This is a genomic window from Cellulosimicrobium marinum (assembly GCF_020551945.1).
Lineage (GTDB): Bacteria > Actinomycetota > Actinomycetes > Actinomycetales > Cellulomonadaceae > Cellulosimicrobium > Cellulosimicrobium marinum.
Window position 1 is genome coordinate 396,380 of sequence record NZ_JAJBZH010000005.1, and the last position, 25,909, is coordinate 422,288.

At 74.5% G+C, this 25,909-nt stretch carries 23 protein-coding genes and 1 riboswitch; of the genes, 9 read left to right on the forward strand and 14 right to left on the reverse strand.

Annotated elements, in window-relative coordinates; translation table 11 throughout:
* Positions 1 to 33 precede the first annotated feature (33 nt).
* Complete coding sequence (aspS, locus tag LGQ04_RS13655; RefSeq protein ID WP_229244461.1) at positions 34 to 1,845, reverse strand: aspartate--tRNA ligase; 1,812 nt, start codon at positions 1,843 to 1,845, stop codon at positions 34 to 36.
* A 95-nt stretch (positions 1,846 to 1,940) separates the two neighbouring features.
* Here aspS and LGQ04_RS13660 point away from each other — a divergent pair, with 95 nt between their 5' ends.
* Together LGQ04_RS13660 and LGQ04_RS13665 are read left to right on the forward strand one after the other, a co-directional pair.
* Positions 1,941 to 2,408, forward strand: a complete 468-nt coding sequence (locus tag LGQ04_RS13660; RefSeq protein ID WP_229244462.1) for a PPOX class F420-dependent oxidoreductase — start codon at positions 1,941 to 1,943, stop codon at positions 2,406 to 2,408.
* 21 nt (positions 2,409 to 2,429) lie between these two features.
* Positions 2,430 to 2,987 carry a GNAT family N-acetyltransferase gene (locus LGQ04_RS13665; protein WP_229244463.1) on the forward strand — a complete coding sequence of 186 codons (558 nt, stop codon included), beginning with the start codon at positions 2,430 to 2,432 and terminating at the stop codon, positions 2,985 to 2,987.
* A 7-nt stretch (positions 2,988 to 2,994) separates the two neighbouring features.
* Here the strand turns inward: LGQ04_RS13665 and LGQ04_RS13670 are convergent, their stop codons facing one another.
* Positions 2,995 to 4,134 carry an Rv2578c family radical SAM protein gene (locus LGQ04_RS13670; protein ID WP_229244464.1) on the reverse strand — a complete coding sequence of 380 codons (1,140 nt, stop codon included), beginning with the start codon at positions 4,132 to 4,134 and terminating at the stop codon, positions 2,995 to 2,997.
* Positions 4,135 to 4,251: 117 nt separating this feature from the next.
* Positions 4,252 to 4,371: riboswitch (TPP riboswitch) on the forward strand.
* A gap of 104 nt (positions 4,372 to 4,475) precedes the next feature.
* Between LGQ04_RS13670 and LGQ04_RS13675 the strand changes: the two genes are divergently transcribed.
* From LGQ04_RS13675 to LGQ04_RS13685, 3 genes are read left to right on the forward strand one after another with little or no spacing between them, the layout of a single operon-like run.
* Positions 4,476 to 5,108: an ECF transporter S component gene (locus tag LGQ04_RS13675; RefSeq protein WP_229244465.1), complete on the forward strand. Its 633-nt coding sequence runs from the start codon at positions 4,476 to 4,478 to the stop codon at positions 5,106 to 5,108.
* Positions 5,101 to 6,987, forward strand: a complete 1,887-nt coding sequence (locus tag LGQ04_RS13680) for an ABC transporter ATP-binding protein (protein WP_229244466.1) — start codon at positions 5,101 to 5,103, stop codon at positions 6,985 to 6,987. Before LGQ04_RS13675 ends, LGQ04_RS13680 begins: the two co-directional genes overlap by 8 nt.
* Positions 6,984 to 7,772 (forward strand): energy-coupling factor transporter transmembrane component T family protein, encoded by a 789-nt coding sequence (locus tag LGQ04_RS13685; RefSeq protein ID WP_229244467.1) that lies wholly within the window; start codon positions 6,984 to 6,986, stop codon positions 7,770 to 7,772. The genes LGQ04_RS13680 and LGQ04_RS13685 overlap by 4 nt, the downstream gene beginning before the upstream one ends.
* A gap of 36 nt (positions 7,773 to 7,808) precedes the next feature.
* On the opposite strand, the gene LGQ04_RS13690 is transcribed toward LGQ04_RS13685, so the two are convergent.
* The 3 genes from LGQ04_RS13690 to LGQ04_RS13700 form a co-directional block, all read right to left on the reverse strand.
* A complete protein-coding gene (locus LGQ04_RS13690; RefSeq protein WP_229244468.1) occupies positions 7,809 to 8,477 on the reverse strand; it encodes a M23 family metallopeptidase in 669 nt (222 codons plus the stop codon).
* A gap of 42 nt (positions 8,478 to 8,519) precedes the next feature.
* Positions 8,520 to 9,923, reverse strand: coding sequence for a histidine--tRNA ligase (hisS, locus tag LGQ04_RS13695; protein ID WP_229244469.1), 1,404 nt, complete (start codon positions 9,921 to 9,923; stop codon positions 8,520 to 8,522).
* A gap of 107 nt (positions 9,924 to 10,030) precedes the next feature.
* Positions 10,031 to 10,810, reverse strand: coding sequence for an MBL fold metallo-hydrolase (locus tag LGQ04_RS13700; RefSeq protein WP_229244470.1), 780 nt, complete (start codon positions 10,808 to 10,810; stop codon positions 10,031 to 10,033).
* Between the two features lie 159 nt (positions 10,811 to 10,969).
* On the opposite strand from LGQ04_RS13700, the gene LGQ04_RS13705 reads away from it, so the two are divergent.
* From LGQ04_RS13705 to ligD, 4 genes are all read left to right on the forward strand, one after another.
* Positions 10,970 to 11,719, forward strand: coding sequence for a peptidylprolyl isomerase (locus tag LGQ04_RS13705; RefSeq protein WP_229244471.1), 750 nt, complete (start codon positions 10,970 to 10,972; stop codon positions 11,717 to 11,719).
* Positions 11,716 to 13,410 carry a DUF349 domain-containing protein gene (locus tag LGQ04_RS13710; protein WP_229244472.1) on the forward strand — a complete coding sequence of 565 codons (1,695 nt, stop codon included), beginning with the start codon at positions 11,716 to 11,718 and terminating at the stop codon, positions 13,408 to 13,410. Before LGQ04_RS13705 ends, LGQ04_RS13710 begins: the two co-directional genes overlap by 4 nt.
* An 89-nt stretch (positions 13,411 to 13,499) precedes the next feature.
* Positions 13,500 to 14,159 carry a hypothetical protein gene (locus LGQ04_RS13715; RefSeq protein ID WP_229244473.1) on the forward strand — a complete coding sequence of 220 codons (660 nt, stop codon included), beginning with the start codon at positions 13,500 to 13,502 and terminating at the stop codon, positions 14,157 to 14,159.
* A gap of 10 nt (positions 14,160 to 14,169) precedes the next feature.
* Positions 14,170 to 15,255, forward strand: coding sequence for a non-homologous end-joining DNA ligase (ligD, locus tag LGQ04_RS13720; protein ID WP_229244474.1), 1,086 nt, complete (start codon positions 14,170 to 14,172; stop codon positions 15,253 to 15,255).
* 12 nt (positions 15,256 to 15,267) lie between these two features.
* Here the strand turns inward: ligD and LGQ04_RS13725 are convergent, their stop codons facing one another.
* The 9 genes from LGQ04_RS13725 to ruvA all read right to left on the reverse strand — a co-directional run bounded on the left by LGQ04_RS13725 (position 15,268) and on the right by ruvA (position 25,866).
* Positions 15,268 to 16,044 (reverse strand): hypothetical protein, encoded by a 777-nt coding sequence (locus LGQ04_RS13725; protein WP_229244475.1) that lies wholly within the window; start codon positions 16,042 to 16,044, stop codon positions 15,268 to 15,270.
* Between the two features lie 91 nt (positions 16,045 to 16,135).
* Positions 16,136 to 17,257, reverse strand: a complete 1,122-nt coding sequence (locus LGQ04_RS13730) for an ATP-dependent DNA ligase (protein ID WP_229244476.1) — start codon at positions 17,255 to 17,257, stop codon at positions 16,136 to 16,138.
* Between the two features lie 96 nt (positions 17,258 to 17,353).
* Positions 17,354 to 19,702, reverse strand: a complete 2,349-nt coding sequence (locus LGQ04_RS13735) for a RelA/SpoT family protein (RefSeq protein WP_229244477.1) — start codon at positions 19,700 to 19,702, stop codon at positions 17,354 to 17,356.
* Between the two features lie 75 nt (positions 19,703 to 19,777).
* The gene (locus LGQ04_RS13740) at positions 19,778 to 20,380 is read right to left on the reverse strand and encodes an adenine phosphoribosyltransferase (RefSeq protein WP_229244478.1); all 603 of its coding nucleotides are present in this window, start codon (positions 20,378 to 20,380) and stop codon (positions 19,778 to 19,780) included.
* Positions 20,377 to 21,501, reverse strand: coding sequence for a protein translocase subunit SecF (gene secF, locus LGQ04_RS13745; RefSeq protein WP_229244479.1), 1,125 nt, complete (start codon positions 21,499 to 21,501; stop codon positions 20,377 to 20,379). Before secF ends, LGQ04_RS13740 begins: the two co-directional genes overlap by 4 nt.
* Complete coding sequence (gene secD, locus LGQ04_RS13750) at positions 21,501 to 23,459, reverse strand: protein translocase subunit SecD (protein ID WP_229244480.1); 1,959 nt, start codon at positions 23,457 to 23,459, stop codon at positions 21,501 to 21,503. The genes secF and secD overlap by 1 nt, the downstream gene beginning before the upstream one ends.
* An 84-nt stretch (positions 23,460 to 23,543) precedes the next feature.
* Positions 23,544 to 24,008 carry a preprotein translocase subunit YajC gene (gene yajC / locus LGQ04_RS13755; RefSeq protein ID WP_229244481.1) on the reverse strand — a complete coding sequence of 155 codons (465 nt, stop codon included), beginning with the start codon at positions 24,006 to 24,008 and terminating at the stop codon, positions 23,544 to 23,546.
* 149 nt (positions 24,009 to 24,157) lie between these two features.
* The gene (gene ruvB, locus LGQ04_RS13760; RefSeq protein ID WP_229244482.1) at positions 24,158 to 25,231 is read right to left on the reverse strand and encodes a Holliday junction branch migration DNA helicase RuvB; all 1,074 of its coding nucleotides are present in this window, start codon (positions 25,229 to 25,231) and stop codon (positions 24,158 to 24,160) included.
* Between the two features lie 2 nt (positions 25,232 to 25,233).
* The gene (gene ruvA, locus LGQ04_RS13765) at positions 25,234 to 25,866 is read right to left on the reverse strand and encodes a Holliday junction branch migration protein RuvA (RefSeq protein WP_229244483.1); all 633 of its coding nucleotides are present in this window, start codon (positions 25,864 to 25,866) and stop codon (positions 25,234 to 25,236) included.
* Between the last annotated feature and the right edge of the window lie 43 nt (positions 25,867 to 25,909).

The window sequence follows — 25,909 nt, forward strand, 5'->3', positions numbered from 1 at the left end:
GGGGCGGCGCGCCCTCGCGCGTCGTACGACCTGTCACTCCGCGGCGGCCGCCGGGAGGTTGCCGGGCTCGCCGGGCGCCGCGGGCTTCGCGTCGACGCCCGCCTCCTTGCGCTGCTCGGGCGTGATCGGTGCGGGCGCCTGCGTGAGGGGGTCGTAGCCGCCGCCCGACTTCGGGAACGCGATGACGTCGCGGATCGAGTCGGACTGCGTGAGCAGCGCGACGATGCGGTCCCAGCCGAACGCGATCCCGCCGTGCGGCGGCGCGCCGAACTTGAACGCGTCGAGGAGGAACCCGAACTTCTCCTGCGCCTCCTCGGGCCCGATGCCCATGACGTCGAAGACCCGCTCCTGCACGTCGCGGCGGTGGATACGGATGGAGCCGCCACCGATCTCGTTGCCGTTGCACACGATGTCGTACGCGTAGGCGAGGGCGTCGCCCGGGTTCTGCTCGAACGTGTCCGCCCAGTCAGGCGTCGGGGACGTGAAGGCGTGGTGCACGGCGGTCCACGCCGAGCTGCCGAGCGTCACGTCGCCCTCGGCCGCGGCCTCGCCGGTCGGCTTGAACAGCGGCGCGTCGACGACCCACACGAACGCCCACGAGCTCTCGTCGATGGCACCCGTGCGCTTCGCGATCTCCTGCCGCGCCGCGCCGAGCAGCGCACGCGAGTCCGACGTCTTGCCCGCGGCGAAGAACACCGCGTCGCCCGGCTGCGCGCCCGTGGCCTCGCGCAGGCCGTCACGCTCAGCGTCGGAGAGGTTCTTGGCGACCGGGCCGCCGAGCTCGCCGTCCTCGCCGAACGTCACGTAGGCGAGGCCGCGAGCGCCGCGCTGCTTGGCCCACTCCTGCCACGCGTCGAACTGGCGGCGGGGCTGGGAGGCCCCGCCGGCCATGACGACGGCGCCGACGTACTCGGCCTGGAAGACGCGGAAGGGCGTGTCGGCGAAGTAGTCGGTGAGCTCGACGAGGGGGTTGCCGAAGCGCAGGTCGGGCTTGTCGGAGCCGTAGAGGCGCATGGCCTCGTGGTAGGTCATGCGCGGGATCGGCGTGGGGACGGTGTACCCGATGAGCTCCCACAGGGCGACGAGGATCTTCTCGGCGAGAGCGATGACGTCGTCCTGCTCGACGAAGCTCATCTCGACGTCGAGCTGGGTGAACTCGGGCTGGCGGTCGGCGCGGAAGTCCTCGTCGCGGTAGCAGCGGGCGATCTGGTAGTAGCGCTCCATGCCGGCGACCATGAGGAGCTGCTTGAAGAGCTGGGGGGACTGCGGCAGGGCGTACCAGGAGCCGGGCGACAGGCGTGCGGGGACGAGGAAGTCGCGCGCGCCCTCGGGCGTGGAGCGGGTGAGGGTGGGCGTCTCGACCTCGACGAAGTCCTCGGCGTCGAGGACGCGTCGCGCGGCCTGGTTGACCTTCGCGCGCAGGCGCAGGGCGTGCGCGGGTGCGGGCCGGCGGAGGTCGAGGTAGCGGTGCTTGAGGCGCGCTTCCTCGCCGATGGTCTCGGTGTCGGCGAGCGCGGTGGAGACCTGGAAGGGCAGCGCGTCGGAGGTGTTGAGGACGACGACGTCGCTCGCGAGGACCTCGATCTCGCCGGTGGGGAGGTTGGGGTTCTCGTTGCCGTCGGGGCGGCGGGAGACCTCGCCGGTGACCTGGAGGACGAACTCGCTGCGCAGCGGGTGGGCGACGGACTCGTCGCGGATGACGACCTGGGCGATACCGGACGCGTCGCGCAGGTCGATGAAGGCCACTCCCCCGTGATCGCGCCGACGGTCGACCCAGCCCGTGAGGGTGACGGTCTGACCGGTGTGCTCGGCTCGCAGTGAGCCGGCCGTGTGGGTGCGGAGCACGGAGTTCGTCCTTCCAGGAGTGCGTGGGGGTCGGGGCGCGCAGGCGCCCGTGCGAGTCTAGTCGGTGACGTCGTCGACCTCGGAGGAGCCTGCCCATGCCGCGCACGATCGCCACCACCCGCCGGATCGACCGCGAGGAGCTGCTCGAGCTGCTGCGCTCGCGTCACGACGGCGTGCTCGTCACCACCCGCTCGGACGGTTCGCCGCAGCTCAGCCCGGTGACGTACGGGGTCGACGGCGAGGGCCGGGTCGTCGTGTCGTCGTACCCGGAGCGGGCGAAGGCGGTGAACCTGCGGCGTCGTCCGCAGGCGTCGTTGCTGTCGCTCGCGCCGGGCTTCTCGGACCCGTGGGTGCAGGTGGACGGCGCGGCGGAGGTGATCGAGCTGCCGGACGCGGTCGAGCCGCTGGTCGACTACTACCGGGCGATCTCGGGCGAGCACCCGTACTGGGACGAGTACCGCGCGGCGATGGTCGAGCAGGGCAAGTGCCTGCTGCGCGTGACGATCACGCGGTGGGGCCCGGTGGCGACGGGCGGTTTCCCGGCCCGTCTCGCCGAGGGGTGACGTGACGCGCCGAGGGCTGACGTGACGACGGGTGCCGCGCGGGAGGGCCCGTTCCCCCCGCCGTGGCTCGCCCTGCCGGGTGCTGCGGCGCTGCTCCGGACGTTCCGCCGCGAGGACGCAGCACTGGGCGTCGAGCTCTCGCGCGTCGACGACGTCCCGCGCTGGACCTTCGTCCCTCCTCGCATGTCTGCCGTCGAGGCGGACGAGTGGGCCGCACGGGCCGTGTCCCGCGCGCGGGACGGCAGCTCGGCCCGCTACGTCGTCGAGCTCGACGGGCGCGCCGTCGGCACGGCCGGCCTGTCGGGGATCGACGGCGCCGCACCCGAGGTGTTCTACGCCCTCCTGCCGCGGGCGCGGGGTCTCGGGCTCGCGACACGAGCCGTCGCCTCGCTGGGCGCGTGGGCCCTCGCCGCCGGGGCGGAGGAGGTGCGGCTGGTGACGCGTCTCGGCAACGGCCCGAGCGAGGCGGTCGCGCGACGCGCGGGGTTCGTTCTCGTGGACGAGGCGACGGACCCGCGCGACGGCGCGTCGGTCCGTGTGTGGGCGCTGCGCGACGCGGGTGCTCCCCCGACGCTCTGACCACGGCTCAGAAGAGCACCTGCTCGACCCCGCTCCCGACGACGTCGAGCCCGTCGCCGTCGGTCGGCATGCCGGCGAGCGCCCCGGTGTGCCTGCGTGGGGTCGTGGCGGACGGCAGGCTCCCGGTCGGGTACGCGCCGTCGACGGGAGCGTGCTCGCCGCGCCGGTGGCGCCCGCCGACGCCCGCGGGTGCGCGGTGGCCGGAGACGGCGAACCCGCGCGCGACGAGCAGAGGCCGGACCCGGTCCCACAGCCAGGAGCGGTAGGCCTTCGTCGCGTGGGAGCCGCGGCCGTAGACGCGCTCGTACCCCGGCAGGAGGTGCGGGTGCTCGCGGGCGAGCCACGCGAGGTACCACTCGCGGGTGCCGGGCTTGAGGTGCAGGGGCAGGACGGTGACGCCGGTGGCGCCGGCGTCCTTCACGGCGTCGAGCAGGTCGGTGAGGGCGCGCGTGGAGTCGGTGAGCCACGGCAGGACGGGGGCCACCATGACGCCGCAGGGCAGCCCGGCGTCGCGCACCGCGCGGATCAGGTCGAGGCGTGCCCGCGGCGAGGGGGTCCCCGGTTCCACGGACGCCTGCAGCTCGGGGTCCAGCAGGGCGAGGGACACGCCGACGCCCACGTCGACGCGCCGGGCCGCGTCCGCGAGGAGGGGGAGGTCACGGCGCAGCAGGGTGCCCTTGGTGAGCACGGACAGCGGTGTGCCGGAGTCCGCGAGCGCCGTGACGATGCCGGGCATGAGGCGGTAGCGGCCCTCGGCGCGCTGGTACGGGTCGGTGTTGGTGCCGAGCGCGACGGGCTCGCGCGCCCACGTGCGTCGGGACAGCTCGGCGCGCAGGACCTCGTCGACGTTGACCTTGACGACGACCTCGCGGTCGAAGTCGTCGCCCGCGTCCAGGTCGAGGTACTGGTGCGTCGGGCGGGCGAAGCAGTACGAGCACGCGTGCGAGCAGCCGCGGTACGGGTTGACGGTCCACCGGAACGGCATGCGTGACATCGCGGGGACCTTCGACAAGGCGCTCTTCGCCGTCACCTCGTGGAAGGTGATGCCCGCGAACTCGGGTGTGCGGACGCTGCGCACGAGCCCGGCGCGCTCGAGCCCGGGGAGCGCGCCGTCGTCCGCCCCGATCGCCTGCCCGTCCCATCGCACCACCTCAGTCGAACACGTGTTCGAACCACGGTCAACCCGCACGCGATCACGACAGGAGGCGTCCGGTGCGTGAGACGCCGGGATTGTCCCGTCGCCCCGGAGGGCCTAGGGTCGGCGCGAACGCCCCCGGGGAGCGCACGAGCGCTGAGAGTGTAGGCCGGACACCCGTCCCTCCTGCAGACCCGTGGAACCTGATCTGGTTCGTACCAGCGAAGGGAGCAGGGCCGACGTCACCGTCCTCTGCGCGCTCGCGCCCGCGCCGTCGCGCGGGCCGGTCGCGCGGGAGGCCGGGGCGCGTCGTCGTGCACCCCTCGCCCCGGGGGCCCGACGAAGGGACACGCATGACCACCGGAACGCGGACGACGCCCGAGCCCGCAGCACCAGCCACCGGCCGCCGCGGCCGACGCGGCCTCACGCTCCACGAGACCGTGCTCGTCGCGGTCCTCGGCGTGGTGTTCGGGTTCGTGTACTGGGTCTTCGTGCAGCTCTGGGCCCCGCTGCAGATCGCCATGGGACCGCTGGGTGACCTGGCCTCGAACGTCCTCGCCGGCGCGTGGATCGTCGTCGGGCCGCTCGCCACCTACATCGTCCGCAAGCCGGGCGTCGGCATCCTCACGGAGACGCTCGCCGCGCTCGTCGAGGTGGTCTTCCTCGCGTCCCCCGCCGGGCCCCTCCTCCTCCTCGTCGGGCTGGTCCAGGGCGCCGGGGCCGAGGTCGCGTTCGCCGCCACCCGCTACCGCCGCTACGGGTGGTGGGTGTTCGTCGTGTCCGGCGTGAGCGCCGCGCTCGTGACGTTCGCGTTGAACGCCGTGCGCCTCGGCTGGCTCGGCCAGGACTACGCGATGCTGCGGCTCGGCATCCAGGTCGTCTCGTGCGTCGTGCTGTGCGGGATCGCCGCCCGCCTGCTCGGCGACGCGCTCGCCCGCACCGGCGCGCTCGACGCCTTCGCGATCGGGGCGGCGCGCCGTGCGTGAGCCCGCACCCGCACCCGCATTCGCACCCGGCCGCGCGCACGACCGTCGGACCGGCGGACAGGAGACCGACGCCGTCCGTACCGTCGGCCTGCGCGTCGACGTCGGCCACCACGGCACGCGGGTCGTCGACGACGTCACCACCACCGTGCCCGCGGGCGGCGCGCTGCTCGTCCTCGGCCCGTCCGGGTGCGGCAAGTCGACGCTCCTGCGCGCGATCGTCGGCGTCGTGCCGCACACCCTGCCCGGCGCGGTGACGGGCGAGCTGTCCGTCGTCGGGCAGGACCCGCGCGACGTCACGCCCGCCGCGCTCGCGGCCCGCGTGGGCCTCGTCCAGCAGCGGCCCGGCGACCAGCTGTGCCTCGACCACGTGGGCGAGGAGCTGCGGTTCGCGCTCGAGAACCGCGGCGCCGACCCGGACGGCATGGACGAGCGCGCCGCCGGCGCGCTGGCCGCCGTGGGTGCCGGCGCCCTGCACGACCGCCCGACCCACGCGCTGTCCGGCGGCGAGGCGCAGCGCGTCGCGCTCGCCGCCGCGCTCGTCGCCGACCCGTCCCTCGTCGTCCTCGACGAGCCCACGGCGCTCCTCGACCCCGCGGCCGCGCACGAGGTCGGCGCGCTGATCGCCGCGCTCGCGAGCGGCACGGGCGGCATCCGCAGCACGAACGGCACGAACGGCACGGACAGCGGCGTGGCGCCCGACGACGACGCCGCACCGGCGACGGGACGCACCGTCGTCCTCGTCGAGCACCGCCTCGACGAGCTCGGGACGCTGCCGGGGAGCACCCTCGTGCTCGGGCACGACGGTCGCGTCGTCGCCCAGGGACCCACCGACCACGTGCTGCGCGCGCACGCCCACGAGATCGCCGCCCTCGGGTGCTGGCTCCCCCTCGCCGTCCGGCTCGACGCCGCGGGCGCGCCCGGCCCGCTCGGCACGCCCGCGACCGACGCATGGCTCACGGACCTCGCCCGCCTGTACCCGGACCGGAGCCCGAGCACCACGCGCACCCGGGACGGCGCCGGCGCGCCGGTCGTCCTGCGCGCCCGGGGCCTCGCCGTCCACCGGGGCGGGGCACCGCGCCGGCGTCGCCGCGACGACGCGCCGCCGGTCGTGCGGGACGTCGACCTCGACGTGCGGGCGGGCGAGGTACTCGCGGTCGTCGGGCCGAACGGCGGCGGCAAGTCGACCCTGCTGCGCGGCCTCGCGGCGCTCGAACGCACCACCGGGGAGGTCGTCACGTCCTCCGGCGGTCCCGTCGCGATGGTGTTCCAGGACCCCGAGCACCAGCTCCTCGCCCGCACCGTGCGCGAGGAGGTCGCGTGGTCGGCCCGTCTCGCGGCGCTGCCCGACGCCGAGGAGCGCGTCGCGCACGCCCTCGACGCGTTCGGGCTCGTGGCGCTCGCCGACGCCAACCCGTTCCGGCTGTCCGGCGGGGAGCAGCGCCGCCTGTCCCTCGCCACGGCGACGGTGCTCGACCCGGACCTCCTGCTCGCGGACGAGCCGACGTTCGGCCTCGACCGCGCCCAGGCCGCCGCCACGGGCCGGGTGCTGCGCGCACGGGCCGACGCCGGCGGTGCGGTCGTGCTCGTCACCCACGACCTCGCGCTCGTGGCGGACGTCGCGGACCGGGTGGCCGTCGTCGTCGGCGGACGGCTCCGGGCGCTCGGCGCGACGCCCGAGGTGCTCGCCGACGCGGGCCTGCGCGCGGACGCGGCGCTGCGCCTCCCGCCCCTGCTCGACTGGTGGGCGACGACGGGCCGCTCCCTCGGCGTCCACCCTCGGCCCCTCGTCCGCGCCCTCGACGCGGCGGAGGCGCGCGCCGCCGGGCGCGCCCCGACGACCGTGCGCCCGCCCCGCGCGGCGACCGGGACCGCGGCATGAGCGCGCCCGGACCGACCGTCCTGGGCCGGTGGAACCCGACGGTCAAGCTCGCGACGCTCCTCACGCTCGGGACCGCCGTCCTGCTCGTCACCGACCCGGTGACGCCCACGGTCGGGTGGGTGCTCGTGCTCGTCGCGCTCCTCGTGCTCGGGCGCGTCCGCCTGCGCACCCTCGCCCTCGCGCACGTGCCGTTCCTGGGCTTCGCGACGAGCCTGCTCGTCGTCAACGTCGCGACACGGCCCGGCGGCGCGCCGGTCGACCTCGGACCGGTGACCGTCGGCGCGGACGGCCTGGGCATCGGCGCGTCGCTCGCGCTGCGCACCCTGTTCGTCGGGGCGCTCTCGCTCACGCTCGTCCTCACCACCGAGCCGGTCCGCCTCATGACGAGCCTGCACCAGCACGCACGGCTGCCCGCGTCGTGGACGTTCGCCGTGCTGGCCGCGCACCGCCTCCTCGCGGACCTGCCGGGCACGTGGCACACGATCCGCTGCGCGCAGGCGGTCCGCGACCCTCGGCGTACCCCCGGGACGCTCCCCCGCTCCCCGCGGGCCCTCGGGGCGGCCGCCTTCGCGCTCCTCGTCGGCGCGGTCCGACGGTCCGAGCGCATGACGATCGCCCTGGAGTCGCGCGGCCTCGGTTCCGGCCCGCGCACGACGTCGCGGCCCGTCCCGCTCGGCACGGCCGACGTCGCCGCCGCGGTCCTCGTGCTGCTGCTCGCCGCCGCGGTGATGGTCGTCGGCGTGCACGCGGGCTGGGTCACGGGTCTCGGCCGGCTCACCGCATGAGGCGCCCAGCAGGGACAGCGCCGCGGGGGCCGTCGCTCAGGCCGGGGCGACGACCGCCCCCTCCGCGGGCACGCCGCGCTCGACCTCCCGCACGACGCCGCCCCGCCCGGTCTCCCGGAAGGTGCGGAACGTGAGCGGCAGTCCTCGCGCCGTCGTGCCGTCGGGACCGTCCATCGTCTGGACGTGCACGTGCGGCTGCGTCGAGTTGCCGGAGCTGCCGCACCGGCCCAGCTCCTCCCCCGTCACGACCCGACGACCGGCCCGCACGCCGAGCGAGCCGGCGCGCAGGTGGGCGAGCACGACGAAGACACCCGGCACGTCCAGCGCGAGGACCACGTGGTTGCCCGCGAGCGCCGCGGCGCCGCCGCGCGCCCGGGCGGCCTGGGAGAGGGCGTAGCCGAGCAGCGCGAGGGGCGAGCGCCGGGCCCGGTGGTCGGGCTCGACGTCGTGCGCGGTGACGACGGTGCCCGGGGCCGGGGCGAGCACGGGGCGCCCGTAGGCGTGGAACCGCTCGGGCGGCTCGGTCGCGAGGGCGGTGCGCCAGTCGCGCACGGTCGCCGCGCTCCGCCCCTCGACCGCGACGAAGTCGATCGCCCACGTGGTGGCGAACAGGTGGGTCCCGTGGCTCGGGACGCGGCGTGCGGGGCTGTTGCGCACGAGCCACGTGCCCGTGAAGGGCAGGGCGAGCTCGACGTCGTCCGGCACGCCGCCCTCCCTCCTGCGCGCGGGCCGGGCCGCGCGGTCGCGTCAGTCGCCCGCGGGGACCACCCGGGGCCACAGGTCCTCGGCCGGCGGGGCCCACGTCGCGGCGTCGGCCTCGACCTGCTCGCCGGAGCGGATGTCCTTGACCTGGTCGGGCGTGCGGGTGCCGTCGTCGTCGACCCGGCCGGGGAACCACACGAACGGGATGCCGCGCCGGTCGGCGAAGCGGATCTGCTTGCCGAACTTCGCGGCGGCGGGCGCGACCTCCACGGGGATCCCGCGTGCGCGCAGGGCCGTGGCGACCGCGTCGGAGGCCGCGCGCGAGTCCTCGCCCGTGACGGCGACGACGACCGCGCTCGGCACGGCGCGCGTCGCGCGCACCAGGCCCGCGGACAGCAGGCGCGACACGAGCCGCGACACGCCGATGGACAGGCCGACGCCGGGGTAGGTGTGCGTGCCGTCGGACGCGAGGGTGTCGTACCGCCCGCCCGAGCAGATCGAGCCGAGCTGCTCGTGGCCCACGAGGACCGTCTCGTACACCGAGCCCGTGTAGTAGTCGAGGCCGCGCGCGATCTTCAGGTCGGCGACGACGACGCCGGGCGCGCGCACGCTCGCGGCGTCCAGGAGGGCGCCGAGCTCGGCGAGGCCGGTCTCGAGCAGGTCGGTCGCGGCGTCGTGCTCGGCCGCGAGCGCCCGGACGCGGTCCACGACGCCCGCGTCGTCGCCGCTGATCGCGGCGAGCGCGAGGCACGCGTCGGCCTGCTCGCGCGTCGTGCCCGCCTCGGCGACGAGGAGGTCGGCGACCCTCTGGGGGCCGACCTTGTCGAGCTTGTCGATCTGGCGCAGCACGTCGTCGACCGCGTCGATCCCGAGCCCGCGGTAGAACCCCTCGGCGACGCGCCGGTTGTTGACGAGGACGCGGACCTCGGGCACGCCGATGTCGCGCAGCGCGCCGAGGGCCTCGGCCATGACGAGCGGCAGCTCGACCTCGAAGTGGTACGGCAGCTCCCCCGCGCCGACGACGTCGACGTCCGCCTGCACGAACTCGCGGAACCGCCCGTCCTGGGGGCGCTCGCCGCGCCACACCTTCTGGATCTGGTAGCGCTTGAACGGGAACGCGAGGTGCCCGGCGTTCTCCAGGACGTAGCGCGCGAACGGCACCGTCAGGTCGAAGTGCAGGCCGAGCTGCTTGTCCCCCCGGCCCGACGGCGCGGCGTCGGCCCCGGTGTCCGCGCCCGGCTCCTCCTGGAGCCGGCGCAGGACGTACACCTCCTTGGACGTCTCGCCCTTGCGCAGCAGCTGGTCGAGCGGTTCGACGGCGCGCGTCTCGATCCCGGCGAACCCGTGGAGCTCGAACGTCCGGCGCAGCGTGTCGAGGACGTGCTGCTCGACGACGCGTCCGTCGGGCAGCCATTCGGGGAAACCGGAGAGGGGGGTGGGCCTGGCCATGGGCCCGATCTTTCCAGACGCCGCGGCGCACGCCGCAATCGGCGCCGCCGACGTCTCGGCGGGGGTCTCGGCGGGTGTCGGGGGGAGATCGGAGGGACTCGCGGATCTCAGGCGGCGAGGAACGGGTTCGTCGCGAGCTCGCGCGCCACGGACGTCGCCGGACCGTGACCGGGCAGCACGTCCCAGCCCGGGTCGAGCCGGCCGACGACGTCCCGCAGGGTCGCGGCCATCGTGACGCCGTCGCCGCCGGGCAGGTCCGTGCGCCCCACCGACCCAGCGAACAGCACGTCCCCGCTGAGGACCACGCCGCGCCCCGGCTCGCCCACCAGGTACAGCGTCGAGCCCTCGGTGTGCCCCGGCGCGCCCACCGCCCGCAGGACGAGACCGCCGTGACGCAGGACCCGCTCCGCCCCGGGGCCGGCGTCGAACGTCGTCACGTCGTCGGGCCGCCGGTAGTCCTCGGGCCGCGCTCCCGCCGCCCGCAGCGCCGCGCCGAGAGGTCCCGAGACGACCGGACCGTCCGCCCCGGCGCGCGGCGCCCCGTGCCGCTCGAGCGTGCCGAACGGGTCCTCGAGCCGGTAGGCGTCCGCGGCGTGCAGGAGGAACGGGACGCCCAGGCGCTCGCCGAGCACCGCGGCGTCCCACGTGTGGTCGACGTGGCCGTGCGTCGCGAGGACGGCCCGCGGCACCAGACCCCGGCGACGGACGAGCGCCACCACGTCGTCCGCGACGCCGGCGCCCGGGTCGACGACGACGCAGTCGCCGCCCGGCGCGCTCACCACCGCGCAGTTCGTGCCGAACACGGGCGCGACCACGACCTCGACCCGCACCTCCGAGCCCGTGCTCCCGTCCTCGTGCGAGCCGTCGTCCGTCGTCGCCGCGTCCATGCCCCGAGGCTAGCCGCGCCCCGGTCGATACCGGAACGTGACCTGCGGCGCGAGAATCCACGGGGCTGCAGCGCTCCGGGTGCCTAGACTGTCCCGTACCGACCACGGGCGCACCGGGGTCGACCGCGCGCGCCGTCACGGCGGACCGAAGGAGCTGGGGTGTCGACGAAGAGCAAGGAGCGCGAGCAGGCGCGCCGCCGCCAGGAGAAGTGGGAGCTGCACCAGGCGCAGCAGCGCGCACGGCGCCAGCGCGCGTGGTCCGTCGTCGGCGTCGTCGTCGCCCTGCTCCTCGTCGGCCTCGTCGTGTGGTGGGCGCTGTCCGCCGCCCAGGACACCGGCACCGACGCCGGAGGCGGAGAGGGCGGCGGCGACACGCAGACGTACACCCTGCCCCCGGCGTCCGCCGCCGAGGGCCGCGAGTGGACCTCGACCCTCACCACGAGCGTCGGCGACATCGAGCTGACCCTCGACGGAGCCGCCGCACCCCAGGCCGTCGCGAACTTCGTCGCCCTCGCCGAGGCGGGCTACTTCGACGAGACGTCGTGCCACCGCCTCACCACCTCCGGCATCTACGTGCTCCAGTGCGGCGACCCGACCGGCACGGGCACCGGCGACCCCGGCTACGGCTTCGGCCCCATCGAGAACGCCCCGGCCGACGACGTGTACCCCGCGGGCACCGTCGCCATGGCCCGCCAGGGCGGGAACGCCGAGTCGATGGGCTCCCAGTTCTTCCTCGTCTACGAGGACTCGACCATCCCGTCCGACGCGGCGGGTGGATACACCGTGTTCGGCACCATCACATCCGGCCTGGACGTCGTCCAGGCAGTCGCTGACGCGGGGACCGCGGACGGAGCCGGCGACGGCTCCCCCGCCACCCCGGTCACCATCGAAGGAGTTGAGACCCAGTGAGCGATCCCGCGAACAACGAGGCGAGCACGCAGGCTGCCCAGCCCGCGGAGTCGGACGCGACCGAACGGGTCGAGACGACCGAGGTGGAGAGCGCCGAGACGCCAGCCACCGAGGCCACCGAGGCCACCGAGGCCACCGAGGCCACCGAGGCAGCGTCGGCCGACGACGCCCTTGCCGCCGCCGAGGAGTCCGCGGGCACGCCGGACGCCACGACGACGGTCGAGGCGGAGGCCGAGACGAAGGTCGAGGCGGAGGCCGAGACCCGCGCCGAGGCGGCGCCGGCGCCCACCCCGGCCCCGCGCCCCGCGCCGCGGCCCGGCCCGCGCCCGAAGCCTTCCGCGGTCCCGCACCCGCCGCGCCGCCCCGCCGCGGCGACGCCCGCAGCCGCGCCGGAGGTCCCGGCCGTCCCCGCGCTCTCCGACGACTCGGCGGCGGCCAAGGCCGCGGCGGAGTTCGGTCGCGTCGACGAGGACGGCACGGTGTACGTCCGCGAGAGCACCGGCGAGCGCGCCGTCGGGCAGTTCCCCGGTGGCGACGCCGACGAGGCCCTGACGCTGTACGTGCGGCGCTACCTCGACCTGCAGGCCAAGGTGTCGCTCTTCGAGGCGCGGCTGTCCGGCACGGACCTGTCCGTGCGGGAGATCGACCAGACGCTGGCCCGCCTCGCCGAGGAGACCGCCGAGCCGCCCGCCGTCGGCGACCTCGACGCGCTGCGCACCCAGGTGGAGACGCTGCGCGGCGTCGCGGCCGAGCGCCGTTCCCAGCTCGAGTCCGAGCGTGCCGCGGCGAAGGCCGCCGCGCTCGCCGCCCGCACGGAGATCATCGAGGCGGCGGAGCGGATCGCGGCGACCGACCCGAGCCGGATGCAGTGGCGTCCCGCCGGCGAGGAGCTGCGCGGTCTGCTCGAGCGCTGGAAGGAGGCGCAGCGCAGCGGTCCGCGCATCGACCGGACGAGCGAGGAGGCGCTGTGGAAGCGGTTCAGCCACGCGCGGACCGCGTTCGACCGCGAGCGCCGTCACTTCTTCGCCGAGCTCGAGCAGCGCAACACCGCCGCGAAGGCGGAGAAGGAGAAGCTGGTCGCCGAGGCCGAGGCTCTCTCGACGAGCACCGAGTGGGGCCCCACCGCCGGCGCGTACCGCGACCTCATGGCCCGTTGGAAGGCGGCCGGGCGAGCGAGCCGCAAGGACGACGACGCCCTGTGGGCGCGCTTCCGCGCGGCGCAGGACGCGTTCTTCCAGGCGCGGGACGCGGCGAACTCCGCCACCGACGCCGAGTACGCGGCGAACCTCGAGGTCAAGGAGGCGCTGCTCACGCAGGCCGAGGCCATCGTGCCCGTGAAGGACCTCGCCGCCGCCAAGTCCGCGCTCCGCGACGTCCAGGAGCGGTGGGAGGAGGCCGGGCGCGTGCCGCGCGGCGACCTCCAGCGCGTCGAGGGCCGCCTCCGTGCGGTCGAGAACGCGGTGCGCGACGCCGAGCAGGCCCAGTGGACCCGGACCAACCCCGAGACGCGTGCGCGCGCCGAGGGGGCTGCGGCCCAGCTCGAGGCCGCGATCAGCGGTCTCGAGGACGACCTCGAGGCCGCGCGCGGCCGGGGTGACGCCCGGGCCGTGTCCGAGCTGGAGACGGCGCTCGCCGCGCGACGCTCGTGGCTCGAGCAGGTCGTGCGTGCCGCGGAGGACTCCCGCGGCTGACCCTCTCGGCAGGTCAGGGGCCGGTGTCCGTCCACAGACGGGCACCGGCCTCTGTCGTGCGGCGCCGGGGTGCGGCACGGTGGTCTCCCATGACCGCACACCTCGCCGCCGCCCCGTCCGGAACGCCCGCCGCGCGTGGTCCGTCCCCCGCCACCGGCTACCCGCCGCTCGCCCGGCTCCTCGTCGCTCGCGACCCGGAGGTCGGCCGGCTCGTGCGCGCCGCCGACGTGGGCGGCGGCGCTGCGTTCCAGGATCTCCTGCGGCGTGGTGCCCTCGTGCACGTCTGGGAGGACGTGGCCTCCCCGGTCCAGGTCCCGCGGACGCCTCTGCTGCGCGCGGCCGCGGTCCGCGACGTCGTCCCGTCGCACTGCGTCGTGGGTGGCGCGAGCGCGGCCTGGCTCCTGTGCGGCGGCCCCGCTCCCGCGCGTCTCGAGCTGCTGTACCCGCCGGGCACGCACCGCCCTGCACCGCGTCCGGGACGCACCGCCCGGCAGGCGGCGGTGCTGCAGGGCGAGGTGCTGCGGATCGGCGACGTCCGTGTCACGGGCGTGGTCCGGACCGCGCTCGACGTCGCGACGCGCGTCGACCCGGACGAGGCGCTCGTGACACTGCGCCGGCTGCGCGACGACCACGGGCTCGACCCTGCCGTGGCGGCCCGCTCGCTCGAGCTGCGCTACCGCTGGCCGGCGCGCGAGAGGGCGCGGACCACCCTCGCGGCCCTGCTCGCCGACGTCGGCGGGCCGGGCTAGGTTGGGCGGCATGGCCGCAGCGAAGGCTCCGCCGGTGGAGCTCGACGTCGACGGGCGCACGGTGCGCGTCACCAGCCCCGACCGTGTCGTGTTCCCCGCCCTCGGGGTGACGAAGCTCGACGTCGTGCAGTACTTCGTCTCGGTTGGGGACGGCGTCCTCGGCGCCCTCGTGGACCGCCCCACGACCCTCGAACGGTGGCCGAAGGGCGTGTTCGAGGGGGCCCGGATGAGCACCCGGACGGACAACAGCGGCGATGCGTTCTACCAGAAGCGCATCCCGAAGGGAGCACCCGAGTACGTGCGCACGGCCCGGATCGCGTTCCCGAGCGGCCGGACGGCGGACGAGGTGTGCCCCTCCGAGCTCGCGGTGGTCGCCTGGGCGGCGAACCTCGGCACGCTCACCTTCCACCCGTGGCCGGTGCGCGGCGGCGACGTGGAGGCCGTCGACCAGCTCCGCATCGACCTCGACCCGCAGCCCGGCACGGACTTCGACGACGCCGTGCGCGTCGCCCCGCACCTGCACGAGCTCCTCGACGAGCTCGGCCTCCCGGGCTACCCCAAGACGTCCGGTGGCCGCGGCATCCACGTCTTCGTCCCCGTCGCGCCCGAGTGGGACTTCGTCGCCGCGCGCCGCGCGACCATCGCGATCGGCCGAGAGCTCGAACGACGACTGCCCGAGCAGGTCACGACGAAGTGGTGGAAAGAGGAGCGCGGCGCCAAGATCTTCGTCGACTACAACCAGATGGCCCGGGATCGCACCATCGCGTCGGCATACTCCATCCGCGCCAACCAGCGGGCGACGGTCTCCGCGCCGCTGCGCTGGGACGAGCTCGCCGACGCCCACCCCGACGACTTCGACGTGCGGACCATGCCCGCGCGGTTCGCCGACGTCGGCGACCTGTTCGCCCCGCTGCGCGCCGACCGTACCGCGCCCGGGGCGTCGCTGGAACCCGCGCTCGAGCTCTCGCGCCGCGACGAGGCCGAGCACGGGCTCGGCGACCTGCCCTACCCGCCCGAGTACCCGAAGATGCCGGGCGAGCCGAAGCGCGTCCAGCCGAGCAAGGACCGCGACCGCCCGCGCGACGGCGAGGACTGACCGGGGAGCAGGTCATGTGGGCGGCGTCTCGCGGGGGTCGCACACGATGGTCACCGCCTCGTGACCCGTGACCCTGTCTGCCGGGAGCCACCCCATCGTCGTGCGCAACCACGTCTCGCCGTCCGTACTCGCCCCGGCAGGAAGGACGCACAGCGCGGTCAGTCCCCCGCCGACCGACAGGTGGGACGCGGGCGCGGCGGGCGCGGCGTCGGCGGACGGCTCCTGCCACGTCCCCGACTCCTCCCGGAGCGTGACGCGGGTGTAGGTGTGGCGCTCCGACTCTGCCGTCCGGTCCCCACGGTCCCAGTCCGCGACGAGGGTGCCGCGCTCGCTCTTCTGGAGCACCACGCGCGTCTCCCGCAGGTCGACCCACCCGTCCTCCGTGTAGGTGCGGTACGTGACCATGAACTCGTTGAGCCCGTGGCCCGTCGCCCGTGGCGCTCCCATCAGCTCGGCCCAGGCGTACGGAGCCCAGTCCTCCTCGAAGCTGTCGAGCGGGTACTGGCCTTGCGCCTCGGCGCTGAGCAACCGCCAGCCCCGCTCGGGTTCGGCTCCCCCGCTGCGGCCGTAGAAGTCCCGCAGCGACGACACCGCCTCCGCGTCGGAGACCGGGGCGAACTCCGCCCCGCAGAGGGGAGGGTGCCAGTCCCACGAGACGACGGAGCGCGTGCACGCCCCGTCCCGGATCTCCGGGACCGCCCAGGCCGCGAAGAGCAGGCCCAGGGCTGCGACCACACCTCCGGCGACCTTGCCGGGCGTCAGGCGCCGCTGGTCCGACCTGTCGTTCATGGGACGCCTCCTCCTGTCACGCCCCCGCAGGAGGAGAGAGCGCTCGCACCCCGGTCCCGGACACGACGCATGCGCGCGGGCGCACCCCGGCTCAGCGCGACGGCGCGGGTGCGGCGCCGGGGGCTCCCGGCAGGATCTCCGTCAGGTCGTAGGACACGGGCTCCTCCAGCTGGTCGTACGTGCACGACGCCGGGTCACGGTCCTCGCGCCAGCGCCGGAACTGCGCGGTGTGCCGGAAGCGGGTGCCCTCCATGTGGTCGTAGGCGACCTCGAGGACCCGCTCGGCGCGCAGCGGCGTGAACGACAGGTCCTTGCCCGCGCTCCACCGCGACACGGCCCCGGGCATGCGTTCGCCCGCGGGGTTCTCCCACCCCGCCCAGGGGTGCGCATCTGCCTCCGGCGTGCCGGGCTCGACGACGAGCGGGGCGAGCTCCGCGACGAGCGCGGCACGGCGCGCCGTGGGGAACGACGCGGCAACCCCGACGAACTGGAGCGCCCCCGCGTCGTCGTACAGGCCGAGCAGGAGCGAGCCGATCAACGGCTCCTGCGGCGTCGACGTCTTGTGCAGGCGGTACCCCGCGGGCACCACGTCGGCCTCGCGCCCGTGCTTGATCTTGAGCATCGCCCGCTTGTTCGGCTGGTAGACCCCGTCGAGGGGCTTCGCGACGACACCGTCGAGACCCGCCCCCTCGAACGTGTCGAACCAGGCGCGCGCCACCTCCGCGTCGCGGGTGCGCGGGGTGGCGTGGACGTCCGGACCGTCGAGGCCGAGCGCGTCGAGGACCTCGTGCCGACGCGACAGCGGCTCGCGGGTCAGGTCCTCGTCGTCGAGCGCGAGGACGTCGAACACGACGAGACTCGCCGGCGTCGACTCGGCGAGGAGCCGCACCCGGGACGCGGCGGGGTGGATCCGCTGCTGGAGCACCTCGAACTCGAGGCGACCGTCCTGCGCGACGACGATCTCGCCGTCGACCACGCAGCGCGGCGGGAGCGCACGGCGCGCCGCCTCCACGACCTCCGGGAAGTAGCGCTCCATGGGGCGGGCGTTGCGGCTGTCGATGCGCACCTCGTCGCCGTCGCGGTAGACGATCGCGCGGAACCCGTCCCACTTCGGCTCGTACACGTACCCGCCGGGGACGGCGTCCGCCTCCGGCACGTGCGGCACGGACTTCGCGAGCATGGGCAGGACGGGCGGCAGGACGGGCAGATCCATGGCCCCGATGCTGCCACCGGGCGGTGACAGCCGCCCGACGGCGCGCCCCGGCCCGGGCCGTGCGTGGGCGTCGCGGCCGGTCGCCGGCCGGAGGGGTCAGGCCGGGAGCGGCGGGGCGTGCTGGTCCGCGCGCGACCCCGTGATCCGGTAGACGTCGAACACGCCGTCGACCTTGCGGACCGCGCTGAGGACCTGCGCCAGGTGGCCCGGCTCGGCCATCTCGAACACGAACCGCGACATGGCGACGCGGTCGTTCGACGTCGACACGGTGGCCGACAGGATGTTCACGTGGTGGTCGGACAGCACGCGCGTGACATCGGACAGCAGGCGGGCGCGGTCGAGCGCCTCGACCTGGATCTGCACGAGGAACATCGTGTTGGAGCCCGTCGTCCACGCCACGTCGACGATGCGCTCCGGCTGGTTGCGCAGCCCCACCACGTTGTTGCAGTCGGTGCGGTGCACGCTCACGCCCTGCCCGCGCGTCACGAACCCGATGATCTCGTCGCCCGGTACGGGGGTGCAGCACTTGGCGAGCTTGACCCAGATGTCGTCGACGCCCTTGACCATGACGCCGGGGTCCCCGGTCCGGACACGGCGCGCGGTCTGACCCGGCCGGGCCGTCTCCGCGACGTCCTCGACCGTGCCCTCGTCCCCGCCCATCGACTGGACGAGCTTCGAGACGACGTTCGCCGCGGAGACCTGACCCTCGCCGATCGCCGCGTACAGCGCGGTGACGTCCGCGAAGCGCATCTCGTTCGCGAGGGCGACGAGCGTCTCGTGCGTCAGGAGCCGCTGGATCGGCAGGTTCTGCTTGCGCATCGCCTTGGCGATGGCGTCCTTGCCGTGCTCGACGGCCTCCTCGCGACGCTCCTTCGAGAACCACTGCCGGATCTTGTTCCGGGCCCGCGGGCTCTTGACGAACGCGAGCCAGTCACGGCTCGGTCCGGCGTTCTCCGACTTGGACGTCAGGACGTCGACCGCGTCGCCGTTCTCCAGCGTCGAGTCGAGGGGGACGAGACGGCCGTTGACCCGCGCGCCCATCGTGCGGTGACCGACCTCGGTGTGCACCGCGTACGCGAAGTCGACCGGCGTCGAGCCGGCGGGCAGCGCCATGACGTCACCCTTCGGCGTGAAGACGTAGACCTCCGCGCCGCCGATCTCGAAGCGCAGCGAGTCGAGGAACTCCGCCGGGTCCGCCGTCTCGCGCTGCCAGTCCACGAGCTGGCGCAGCCAGCGCATGTCGTTGGCCGCGGTGTCGTCCTTGGCGGTCTTCCCGCCCGACTTCGCCGTCTCCTTGTACTTCCAGTGGGCGGCCACGCCGTACTCCGCGCGACGGTGCATCTCGTGCGTGCGGATCTGGATCTCGACGGGCTTGCCGCCGGGGCCGATGACCGTCGTGTGCAACGACTGGTACATGTTGAACTTCGGCATCGCGATGTAGTCCTTGAACCGCCCCGGCACAGGGTTCCACCGTGCGTGCAGCGCACCCAACGCCGCGTAGCAGTCCCGGACGGTGTCCACGAGGACCCGCGCACCGACGAGGTCGTAGATCTCCGCGAAGTCGTGGCCGCGCACGATCATCTTCTGGTAGATCGAGTAGTAGTGCTTCGGCCGACCCGTGACCGTGGCCTTGATCTTCGCCGAGCGCAGGTCGGCCGTGACCTGCTCGCGGACCACCGCGAGGTACTCCTCGCGGGCCGGGGCGCGCTCGGCCACCAGGTGCACGATCTCGTCGTACACCTTGGGGTACAGGGCCTGGAAGGACAGGTCCTCCAGCTCCCACTTGATCGTGTTCATGCCGAGCCGGTGCGCGAGCGGCGCGTAGATCTCGAGCGTCTCGCGCGCCTTGCGCTCCGCGGACTTCGACGACACGTACTTCCACGTGCGGGCGTTGTGCAGGCGGTCGGCGAGCTTGATGACGAGCACCCGGATGTCCCGCGCCATCGCGACGACCATCTTGCGGACGGTCTCCGCCTGCGCGGCGTCGCCGTACGTGACCTTGTCGAGCTTGGTGACGCCGTCGACGAGCATCGCGATCTCGTCGCCGTACTCACCGCGCAGCTGGTCGAGGGAGTACTCGGTGTCCTCCACCGTGTCGTGCAGAAGGGCGGCGGCGAGCGTCGACCCGTCGAAGCCCAGCTCCGCCAGGATCGTCGCCACCGCGACGGGGTGCGTGATGTACGGGTCGCCGCTCTTGCGCAGCTGCCCCCGGTGCGCCTTCTCCGCCGTCGCGTACGCGCGCTCGATCGCCGACAGGTCCGCGCGCGGGTGGTTCGTCCGGACGGCCTGCAGCAACGGCTCGAGCGCCGGGCTCGCACCCCCGGTGCGGGTGCCGAAGCGGACGAGCCGCGACCGCACCCCACGGTTCGGCGTGCCGCTTCCCTGCCCCGGGGCGGCGGACGGCGCCTGCCCGCCCGGGCGCGACGTGCGCGTGTCCTCGCTCATGCGCCCTCCTCCCGCGGTCCGTCGTCTGCTGCGTCGGCCGGTACGCACCACGACGCACCGACCCGAGTGGCAATCCTACGACTCGACGTGCAGGAGGGTCGTCACCTCGCGTCCCGCGAGGCGTGCGCGCCCCCCGAGCCCGACGAGCTCGAGCAGGAACGCCATCCCGGCGACGACTCCCCCGCTGCGCTCCACGAGCTCGGCACCCGCCGCGGCCGTGCCGCCGGTCGCGAGGACGTCGTCCACCACCAGAACACGCGCACCCGGCGTCAGTGTTCCCGTGCGCAGCTCGATGGTGGCCGTGCCGTACTCGAGGTCGTAGGTGACCCGCTCCGTGGGTGGCGGCAGCTTGCCGGCCTTGCGCAGCGGGACGAACCCGACACCCAGGTGCGTCGCGAGCGGCGCACCGAGGAGGAACCCGCGGGCCTCCATCCCGGCGACCACGTCGACGTCGCCCGACGACGCGGCCACGGCGGCCAGCGCCGACACGACCGACGCGAACGCCTCGCCGTCGGCGAGAAGGCCGGTGATGTCGCGGAACGTGATGCCCGGGTGCGGGTAGTCCGGCACCGCGCGCACGAGGTCCAGCACGCGGGCCACCTGCTCGGGCGGGAGACCGGCGAGGCCGACGGCACGCAGTCCGTCGGCCTCGCCAGGCAGGATGTGCTCGGCCGTCATCGCGACCCGCGACGGCGACGCGGCTGCGCCTTGTTCCCCTGGTGCGCACCCGGTTGGAGCTGGCGACGGCCCTCCACCCCGGCGGCGGCGAGCACCGCGTCGTCGGCCCCCTCGTCGCCGAGCTCGGCGACACGGTCCGCCCGCAGGTCCACGACCTTGCGCGTGTGCTCGGCGATCGCCGGCTCACGCTCGCGCAGGGTGACCTCAAGCGGCGTCGCGAGGAAGATCGACGAGTACGCACCGACCGCCATGCCGACGAACAGCGCGAGCGCGATGTCGCGCAGCGTCCCGGCCCCGAGCAGGAACGCGCCGATGAACAGGATCGCCGCGACGGGCAGCAGGGCCACCACGGACGTGTTGATCGAGCGCACCATCGTCTGGTTGATCGCGAGGTTCGCGCGCTCCGCGTACGTGCTGCGGGTCTGGTCGAGGATGCCGGTGGTGTTCTCGCGCACCTTGTCGAAGACCACGACGGTGTCGTAGATCGAGTACGCGAGGATCGTCAGGACGCCGATCACGGTGGCGGGCGTGATCTCCCACCCCACGAGGGCGTAGATGCCGATGGTGACGATCAGGTCGTGGAACAGCGCGATCACCGCAGCGAGCGCCATGCGCCAGTTCCGGAAGTAGATCGTCATGACAAGGCTGACGAGCAGCAGGAACACGACGAGGCCGACGAGCGCCTTCTGCGACACGTCCTGACCCCACGTCGGGCCGATGAAGGAGCTCGTCACCTCGCCGGTCTCGACGTCGTACGCGGCTCCGAGGGCGACCCGCAGCTCCTCGACCTCGTCGTTGTCGAGCTCGGCGGTCTGGACGCGCACCGTGTCGCCGCCGACGGTCGAGATGCGCGGCACCTCGTCCGGGGCGACCTCGGCCACCGCGTCGATGGCCGGCTGCTGCGACGCGTCCGCCACGCCCGAGACCGTGAACTGGGAGCCGCCACGGAACTCGATGCCGAGGTTGAGGCCGCCGCCCGCGATCCGCACGCCCACGACCGCGAGCGAGAGGACCACCGCGATGATCGCGGCGACGAAGTATCGGCGTCGACGCCCGACGATCGCGTAGGACCGGCGGCCGGTGTAGAGGTCGTTGCCCCACTGGGCGAAACCGCTGGCCATCAGTGCTTCTCCTCGTTCTCGCCCTCGGACGCCTCGGCGTCCGTCGGCTGGTCCTCGACGGTGCCCGGAGCGGCCGCGGCGCGGCGCTCCGCGGCCCGACGCTCCGCGATGGTCATGCGGGCGGTGCCGCTCGACGAGCCGACACCGGCGCCGACCGTCTCCCGTGCCGGGGCGACCGGCTCGTCCTCCACGGCCGAGGCCGTGGCCTCCGCGCCGTCGCCCGTGCCCGTCGCGGGGGTCACGACCCTGCCGCGGCCCGCGTAGCGGATGCTGCGCGCGCCGAGACGGCGCGGGTCGAGGCCGGACCACGGGTGGCCCGTCGCGAAGAACTTCGTCCGGGCGAGCAGCTGGAGCAGCGGGTGCGTGAAGAGGAACACCACGACGATGTCGATGAGCGTCGTGAGACCCAGCGTGAACGCGAAGCCACGGACGCCGCCGACCGCGAGGAAGTAGAGCACGATCGCGGCGCAGAAGTTCACCGCGTCCGACGCGAGGATCGTGCGGCGTGCGCGCTGCCAGCCCTTCTCCACCGCGGAGTTGAGCGTGCGACCGTCGCGCAGCTCGTCGCGGATGCGCTCGAAGTAGACGATGAACGAGTCGGCCGTGATACCGATCGCCACGATGAGACCCGCGACGCCGGCGAGCGACAGGCGGTAGCCCATCGTCCACGACAGCAGCGTGATCACGCCGTAGGCGATGAGGCCGGCGACCCCGAGCGAGGCGACCGTGACCAGACCGAGCACGCGGTACTGGAACAGGGAGTAGATCACGACGAGCAGCATGCCGATGGCCCCGGCGAGCAGACCCTTCTGGAGCTGCTCCGAGCCGAGCGTCGCGGAGATCTGCTCCTGGCTCTGCACCTCGAACGTCAGCGGCAGCGAGCCGAAGTTCAGCTGGTTCGCGAGCGTGGCGGCGCTGTCGCGCGTGAAGGACCCGGAGATCTCGGCCTTGCCGTCGGGGATCGCCTGGTTCGACACCGGCGCGGAGATGACGAGGCCGTCGAGCACCATCGCGAACTGGTTCTGCGGCGTGGGCAGCGGGGTGATGCGGGTCGTGACCTCGCGGAAGGCGGCAGTGCCCTCGGAGTCGAACTCGAGGTTGACCACCCACTCGTTCGTCACGACGCCGTTCTGGCCCACGCGCAGGCCCGAGCTGGCGTTCTCGATGTCGGTCCCCTCGAGCTCGACGGGGCCGAGGACGTACTTCGCGAACCCGTCCGCGGAGCACGTGACGAACGCGCTGTCCGTGGGGCCGGAGTCGCCGCCTACGAGGTTCTCCGGGAGCGTGCAGTCGAGCGCGTCGAACTGCTCCTGGATCTCGGGCGTGATCTGGGCGAGGTCGCTCGGGTTCTCCGGGCGCTCCGCGGGCTCCTCCGTCGTGTCCGACGTCGCGTCGTCGGCCGGGGCGTCCGTCGCCTCGTCGGTGGCGGCGTCCGCGGACGCGTCGGCCGACTGGCCCTCGGAGGCCGCGTCCTCGGCGCCGTCCTCGGTGGCCGCGTCGTCCTCGGCCGCGGCGTCCTCCTCGGTCGTCGTCGGCGTCGGCGCCGCGACGGCCAGCACGGGGCGGAAGCGCATCTGCGCGGACGTGCTGACGAGGTCGATCGTCTCCTGGCTCGGCTCACCGGGGATGCCGACGACGATGTTCTGACCGCCCTGGCTGGTGATCTCCGCCTCGGAGACGCCCTGCGCGTCGATGCGCTGGCGGATGACGTTGATCGCCTGGGTGATGTCCTCGGACGTCGGCTCGGAGCCGTCGGTCGTCACGGGGCGCAGGATGATCTGGGTGCCGCCCTCGAGGTCGAGCGCGAGCCCCGGGAAGAGGCTCGCACCGCCGGGGTCGTCGGCCGTCTGCGGGTCGAGCTTCGTCCCTGCGAAGAGGCTGCCGAAGAGGGCGACCACGAGGACGCCCAGGAAGACGAGGGTCCGTACGGGCCTCGCTCGTGTGCTGCTGCTGGCCAACTGTCCGTCTCTTCTCGTGCGCGTGCGACGGGCCCCTCGCGGGACCCGCCGCGTCATGCCGGCCGCCGCGGCGGCCGGCGTCTGTCACTTGCCGTCGGTGCCCTCGTCGCGGCGGTCGCGGTCGTTGTCCACCCGCTCGTCCGTGAGGCCCGACAGGTCGTCCGGGACGACGACGTCGTCGCCGTCGTCCTTCGACGCACCGGAGGAGATGCTAGCCGCACTGCCGTAGGCCGCACCGGTCCCGTCCGTGGCGACGCTCTCCTCTGACTCCTCGGGGGTCTCCTCGACGGGCTCGTCGATGCGCTTGGCGATCGCGGCGCGCAGCCACCGGGTCCGGCTGCCGGGGGTCGACTCGATGGTGATGACGTCGGCCTCCTCGTCCACCTCGACGATCGTGCCGAACATGCCCGACCCCGTCATGACCTCCTGGCCCGGTGCGAGGTTGGCCCGGAAGTTCTGGGCCTCACGCTGCTGCTTGCGGGTGCGGCTGGTCATGAGGAACATCGCACCGGCCGCGAGGGCGAGGATGAGGATGAAGCTGATATCCATGACGGGGTCTCACGTGTCCTGTTCGTCGGCGGGGAGCTGCGCGGCAGTTCTGGGCTCGCGCACACGGACCCCAACGTGCCGTCAGGCCGTGGAGTTCCCCGCGGGTCCCGACCAGTCTAGGCCCTGCCCGGAGCAGCCTGTGACCACGGTCACCCGTCGAAGAGGGTACCCGTCTCGCGCGGGGGCGTGAGCCCGAGGTGCGCCCAGGCCGCGGGGGTCGCGACCCGGCCCCGCGGGGTGCGGCCCACGAGCCCTTCGCGGACGAGGTACGGCTCGGCCACGGTCTCGACGGTCTCGGCCTCCTCGCCGACCGTCACGGCGAGCGTGGTCAGGCCGACGGGACCGCCGTTGAAGCGCGTGCACAGCGCCGTGAGCACGGCGCGGTCGAGCCTGTCGAGGCCGATCGGGTCGACCTCGTAGACCTCGAGCGCGGCCCGCGCGGCGCGCAGGTCGAGGCTGCCGTCGCCGCGGACCTGTGCCCAGTCGCGCACGCGGCGCAGGAGCCGGTTGGCGATGCGCGGGGTGCCGCGCGAGCGCCCGGCGATCTCGCGGGCGGCGTCGGCGTCGAGCGCGACGCCGAGCAGACCGGCGGAGCGCACCAGCACCTTCTCGAGCTCGTCGCCCGAGTAGAAGTCGAGGTGTCCCGTGAAGCCGAAGCGGTCGCGCAGCGGCGCCGGGAGAAGCCCCGCGCGGGTGGTCGCGCCGACCGCGGTGAAGGGCGGCAGGCTGAGCGGGATCGCGCTCGCGCCGGCGCCCTTGCCCACGACGACGTCGACGCGGAAGTCCTCCATGGCCATGTAGAGGAGCTCCTCGGCCGGGCGTGCGAGGCGGTGGATCTCGTCGATGAACAGGACCTCGCCCTCCTCGAGGGAGGACAGGACGGCGGCGAGGTCGCCGGCGTGCTGGATCGCCGGCCCCGACGTCACCCGCAGCGAGGTGCCGAGCTCGGCCGCGATGATCATGGCGAGCGTCGTCTTGCCGAGCCCGGGCGGGCCGGAGAGCAGCACGTGGTCGGGGGCGCTGCCACGCGCGAGCGCCGCCTGGAGGACGAGCGAGAGCTGGTCGCGGACGACGCGCTGCCCGACGAACTCCTCCAGCCGGCGGGGACGCAGCGCGGCCTCGGCCGCCCGTTCGAGGTCGTCGGCGCCCGCGGCCACGATGCGCTCGGAGGCGAAGCCCTCGGTGCCGTAGGCGTCGGTGCCGACGCGGTCGAAGTCCGCCATGCTCAGCCCCTCTGCCCGCCGAGGACGCGCAGGGCGGCGCGCAGCGCCCCGGCGACGTCCGCGGCCTCGACGACGTCGACGCCCGCCTGGGCGAGCACGGTCGCCACGGCGTCGTCGGCGGCCTTGACGTTCCACCCGAGCCCGACGAGCGCCTCGACGACCTGGTCGCGGCGGTCCTCAGCGGCGGGGGCGGTGCCGACGGCGGCGGCACCGGCGGGAGCGTCGCTGCCGGTGGGGGCGCCGAGCTTGTCCCCGAGCTCGAGGGCGATGCGCTGGGCGCCCTTGTTCCCGATGCCGGGCACGCGGACGAGCGCGGCGATGTCGGCCCCGGCCACGGCGCGGCGCAGGGCGTCGGGGGTGTGCACGGCGAGCATCGCGAGCGCGAGGCGCGGACCGACCCCGCTCACGGTCTGCACGGTCTCGAAGACGGACCGCTCGTCGTCGTCCGCGAACCCGAAGAGCGTGAAGGAGTCCTCGCGCACGACGAGGCTGGTCGCGAGCCGTGCGCTCTCGCCGACGCGCAGGCCGGCGAGCGTCGCGGGGGTGGCGTGCACGAGGTACCCCACGCCGCCGACCTCCAGCACGGCCCGGTCGAGGTGCACGCTCGTCACGGTCCCGCTGAGCGAGGCGATCACGGGGGGTCCTCCGATCGTCGGCCGACGGCCCGGGCGGGCGCGC